Genomic DNA, 2,639 nt, shown 5'->3' on the forward strand with positions numbered 1-2,639 from the left:
AGGCGCATTTGAGGGCCGCGGAGACGCGCGAAGTCGTGAGGCTGGAGGCGATGTCGCCGATCCTCGGCAAGTGGGTCGACATCAGCATCTATCCAACGGGCGATGGCGGGCTCTCCGTCTACTTCCGCGACATCAGCGAGAAGAGGAATGCCGAGGCGCTGCTCCGCGAAAGCGAGGAGCGCTACCGGCTGATCGTCGAGAATGCGCGCGACCATGCAATCTTTACCCTGGATCCGGAGGGGCGGGTCGATCAATGGTACCAGGGAGCGGCGTTGATCTTCGGCTGGAGCGCGGAGGAAATCGCCGGCCGGACGGCTGACGTCACGTACACGGCCGCCGACCTTTCCCAAGGGGTGCCGCAGTGGGAACGGGACACTGCCAGCCAGGAGGGCTGGGCGCCGAACGTCCGCTGGCACGTCCGGAAGGACGGCAGCGCGGTCTTCATCGACGGCATCGCCACTGCGCTTCGCAACGATGCGGGCGAGCTCACCGGCTTTTTGAAGATCGGCCAGGACGTCACGGCGCGAAGGCGCGCCGAGGAGCATCAGCGCGTCCTGCTCGCCGAACTGCAGCACCGGGTGAGGAACACTCTCGGCGTGATCCGGTCGATCGCGCGGCGGACGGCTGCGACCAGCGAGAGCGTCGAGGAGATGTCGATGCACCTCGAGGGGCGGATCGGCGCCTTCTCCCGCGTGCAGGCGGTGGTGACCCGAAGCCCCGATGCCGGCGCGGACCTTTCGGCGATGATCGAGGACGAATTGCTGGCCCATGCGGCGCGCGAAGGGGAGGCGCTGAAGATCGAGGGGCCGGAAGTGTGCCTGAAGCCGCGCGTCGCGGAGACGATGAGCCTGGCGATCCACGAACTTGCGACCAACGCGGTTAAATATGGTGCGCTGAGCGCGGACGGAGGGCGGATTTCGGTGACCTGGCAGCGGTCGGTGGGGGCCGGCGGCGACACTCTGACGCTCGTGTGGGAGGAGAACGGGGTCCGCGGCGTGCCGTCCGAGCCGCAGCGGCAGGGCTTCGGCCTCGAATTGCTGCAGCGGACCTTGCCCTACGAGCTTGGCGCGGAGACGGAGGTGGACTTCAGGCCCGAAGGCCTGTGCTTCACGATGCGAATGCCGCTGGGGCCGAACGTGCTGGCGGAGTGAGGAGCCGCCTCAGCGGCTCTCGACACCTTCCCTCGCGACCGGCCCGGTGGCGACGATCAGGCTCGCATATTCCTCGGCAAGCTTCTTGTGGCTTTCCGCGGCGAGCGGGTGCGAAGCGCGTTGCGCCGCGATCTCCTCTTCGGCGATGCGGGCGCGGTAATAATCGAGATCGCTTTGGTCCAGCATTCATCCCCCCCGGGAATCGTGTGAAGCCCGGATCATATCCGAGTCGCCCGCCCGGGCCAATTAAATGGATCAGGTAAGGGGATTCATTCAGGCGCCGATCATGTTAGGGGCGGAATTGTCCAGTTTCTTCCGGAGGATAGTCGATGCGTGCCCCGTTCCTTGCAGTCGTTGCGCTCCTGCTTCCGGGCTGCCTCGCCAAGACCGCGCTCGACGTCGCCACCCTGCCGGTGAAGGCGGCTTCGGCGGCGGTCGATGCAGCGACGACGAGCCAGTCGGAAGCGGACGAGAAGCGCGGCCGGAAGATCCGCGAGCGCGAGGAATGCATCGGCAAGGAAGAGCGGCGCGCGCGCAAGCAGCAGCGCGAGCCCGATTACGAACGCTGCGGCTGACGCGCATGGACCTCCGATGAACCGCGGGTTCAGGGGGAACTCATCGCCGTTGGGCTAGGTTGATCCTTTCATATTGGGAAGGAACCGACCCATGAAGAAGGCATTCATCCTCGCGCTCATGGCCGCAACGGCGGCGAGCCCCGCGCTCGCCAAGGGCCCCAAGCATGGCGGCGGCGACGGCGGCGGAAAGCATGAGGCAAAGGCCGAGCGCGGCCATGGCGGCGGCGGCCGCGGCAATGGCGGCGGCTGGGGCGGCGGCTGGAAAGAGCACAAGCAGGAGCGGCATTTCGAGCGCGCCGAACGGACGTTCGAGCGGCGCGGCGGCGACGAGTTCAAGGAAGTTCGCAAGATGCGCGAGCGCTTCTTCGAACGCATGGGCGGCGATGATCGCGACTGGGCGAAGCGGGAGCGCAAGCAGGAGAAGCATTGGGACCGCGAACAGCGCCGGGCCGAGCGCCACTTCAACAAAGGCGACAAGCACGCGTTCAAGGCGGAGCGGAAGTTCGCCAGGGAAGAAGCGAAGTTCGAGCGCAGGCGCTTCAAGGAAGAGGCGAAGTTCGAGCGGAAGCAGCTGCGCGAGGAGGCCAGGTTCGACCGCGAGCTCGCGCGGAACGAGGTCCGCGACTTCGCTCCCGAGCGCCGGCATCGAATTGCGGAACTTCGGCCCGCTTACGCGGCGGCGCCGGGCTATGCCTATGTGCAGCCGGCGCCGAACTACCGGACCTATTACGCGCCGAGCCAGGCCTATGGGCCCGCTTATGCCGGCGACTACCGAGGCTATCCGAACGTCTCCTACGGCGATGAAGGCCTTGGCGGCCTGTTCGGCGGCGGCGGGATGAGCGGCATCCTGACGGCGCTGCTCCCGGCGGTCCTGCAGCAGGCGGGGCTGGGCGATCTCGGCCTCGGCGCGCTC

Annotated in this window: 3 protein-coding genes and 1 pseudogene; 3 read left to right on the forward strand and 1 reads right to left on the reverse strand. The window is 67.1% G+C overall.

What is annotated here, in order from left to right; translation table 11 throughout:
- A partial coding sequence (locus VF662_RS16645) for a sensor histidine kinase (RefSeq protein ID WP_464143070.1) occupies positions 1-1,151 on the forward strand: 1,151 nt, incomplete at its 5' end.
- A 9-nt stretch (positions 1,152-1,160) separates the two neighbouring features.
- Here VF662_RS16645 and VF662_RS16650 read toward each other — a convergent pair.
- A complete protein-coding gene (locus VF662_RS16650) occupies positions 1,161-1,337 on the reverse strand; it encodes a hypothetical protein (protein ID WP_464143071.1) in 177 nt (58 codons plus the stop codon).
- Positions 1,338-1,480: 143 nt separating this feature from the next.
- Between VF662_RS16650 and VF662_RS16655 the strand changes: the two genes are divergently transcribed.
- Together VF662_RS16655 and VF662_RS16660 are read left to right on the forward strand one after the other, a co-directional pair.
- Positions 1,481-1,726 (forward strand): hypothetical protein, encoded by a 246-nt coding sequence (locus VF662_RS16655; RefSeq protein ID WP_464143072.1) that lies wholly within the window; start codon positions 1,481-1,483, stop codon positions 1,724-1,726.
- A 91-nt stretch (positions 1,727-1,817) separates the two neighbouring features.
- Positions 1,818-2,639: pseudogene (locus VF662_RS16660) on the forward strand (hypothetical protein); the annotation flags it as partial.

Origin of the sequence: Allosphingosinicella sp., from assembly GCF_036387215.1 — a bacterium.
Taxonomy (GTDB): Bacteria; Pseudomonadota; Alphaproteobacteria; order Sphingomonadales; family Sphingomonadaceae; genus Allosphingosinicella.